The sequence below is a fragment of the Schnuerera sp. genome, assembly GCF_035459645.1.
In the GTDB taxonomy this organism is placed as follows: domain Bacteria; phylum Bacillota; class Clostridia; order Tissierellales; family Tepidimicrobiaceae; genus Schnuerera.
Genome location: NZ_DATHXO010000075.1, coordinates 1 through 1990 on the forward strand (window position 1 = coordinate 1; position 1990 = coordinate 1990).

At 30.4% G+C, this 1990-nt stretch carries 2 protein-coding genes; one reads left to right on the forward strand and one right to left on the reverse strand.

The genetic code is table 11. The features are described 5' to 3' along the window. A partial coding sequence (locus VK998_RS01805; protein ID WP_325224834.1) for a heme NO-binding domain-containing protein occupies nt 1–559 on the reverse strand: 559 nt, incomplete at its 3' end. Between the two features lie 103 nt (nt 560–662). On the opposite strand from VK998_RS01805, the gene VK998_RS01810 reads away from it, so the two are divergent. After that, the coding region (locus VK998_RS01810) for an N-acetylmuramoyl-L-alanine amidase (protein WP_325224836.1) at nt 663–1990 on the forward strand (1328 nt) is incomplete at its 3' end.

The window sequence follows — 1990 nt, forward strand, 5'->3', positions numbered from 1 at the left end:
TAAAACCATATACTTTTTTGTTATAAACTTCCTCTTGGAAGGTAATGGATATCTTTGTATATCCATCACTTTTTTCTAAAGTTTCAACTTGGATATCTTCTTTATAGTATTTAGCAGCTCCTTCCAACATACCATGAAAATAACCAAACATCTCTCTTGGAGAAGAATAACTCATTATGGCTTTGTTTTTTTCCAAAGGCTCCACATTTAATATGGGAGGTTTTGCTCCAGGAATTCTTTTGGTCATTACTACGTGGATATCATACATGGCCTTCAAGAAAGAATAAAGATTTTTGTATCTAAAGAAAGCAGGATAGTCCTTGGAAAAAGTATTAATATTGTCTATTCCAATCTGCCTCCAAACTTGAGAAGGCTTTTTTCCTAAGGAATTAGCTATGTAGTCTACAATTCCTAGTGCTTTAGTATCTTCAATGTCTTCTGAAGGGGTAAAAACCTTCTCGGGGCCAATTCCTTGATGTGACAAAGCTTCGTTAACAAGCTCTTCTCCAAAAAGATTTTTACTAGTCTTTACCCAGGCTGATACAATTGTACCTTTCATAAATTAATCACTCCCTTATATCACATACAATAATTATACCATATTTATCACTTATCAAACTTATTTTCATAATATGTATTAATAGAGTTTAGGGGGTAATAGGATGAATACTTATTATAAAATTAAATATTATAATAAAGAAAAGAATAAGGAAATGGAAATGCCCCTAGAAAAAATGGTTGGCATATTATTGAATTTGGAGATGGGTTTAAATTTTCATATAGAGGCCTTAAAGGCGCAGGCAATAGTCTTAAGGACTAATTTATTAAGACTCGATAAGCCTATAGAAAAGGATGGTTTTGAGAATATATGGGATAATTATAACGATGAAAATATAAAAAAAATAATAAAAGCTGTAGATGAAACTAAAGGTTTGGTAATTCTATTTAATGACAAGCTTATAGAAGCAAAATATCATTTAGCTTGTGGAGGGAGTACTGAAAATTCAGAAAATGTAGTAGACAATCAAATCATCTATCTACGTCGGGTATTATGTGATTATTGTAAGGATTCTAGCTATTGGGAAGAAGAAAAAACTCTGACCATAGATGAAATAGAAAATCTATTAAAAGTAAATTTTCCTAAGATGAAAATAGGCGTAGAGTCAGAAATATCTGGATTTATGGAATGTATTGAAAGAGATGAATATGGTAGAGTATTATCCATAAAAATAGGTAATAAAAGATTTTCTGGACAAGAATTGATGAAATTGTTAGATTTGAATTCCACTAGATTTTCATTATTTCCAACAGGAGTTAAGTTTGTTTTTAGAGGTAAAGGCCACGGTTTAGGGCTTTGTCAATATGGAGCTGAAAAGATGGCTCAACAAGGTTACTCTCATATTGATATATTGAAGTATTATTATACTGGAATAGAAATTAAACAATTTCAGCTTCCCTGTATAAAAAAACCCCTTTATGGGAAAAGAATAGTAATAGACCCAGGACATGGAGGAAGTGATGAGGGACATAAAGGGGATTCATTAGGATTGATGGAAAAGGATATAGTACTAAATCTATCTTTAAAATTAAAATCTAAATTAGAAGATCTGGGAGTTAAAGTCTATTTAACAAGAGAAAAAGATGAAGAAGTTCTTATTACAAAAAGGATAGAACAAGCTAATCAATTGGAAGCTGATTTTTTTATAAGTATTCATATGGATTATTTTTATAATTCAAATATGAAAGGTTGTGAAATGTTCCACTTTAGAAAGGATTATAATAGCAAAAAATTAGGCACCTATATATTAGAAAGTTTAAAAGATAAAAAAATAGTGACAAGAGGCATAAAAGAAGGGAACTTTTATATTTTTAGGGGAGTAAGTGGAAGTTCTTTATTAATAGAAGTAGGATATCTATCTAACTCTGAAGAAGAGATTAAATTTTTAGATGAGTGCTATATTGAAGATTTAGCAGAGGGAATAGTAAAAGG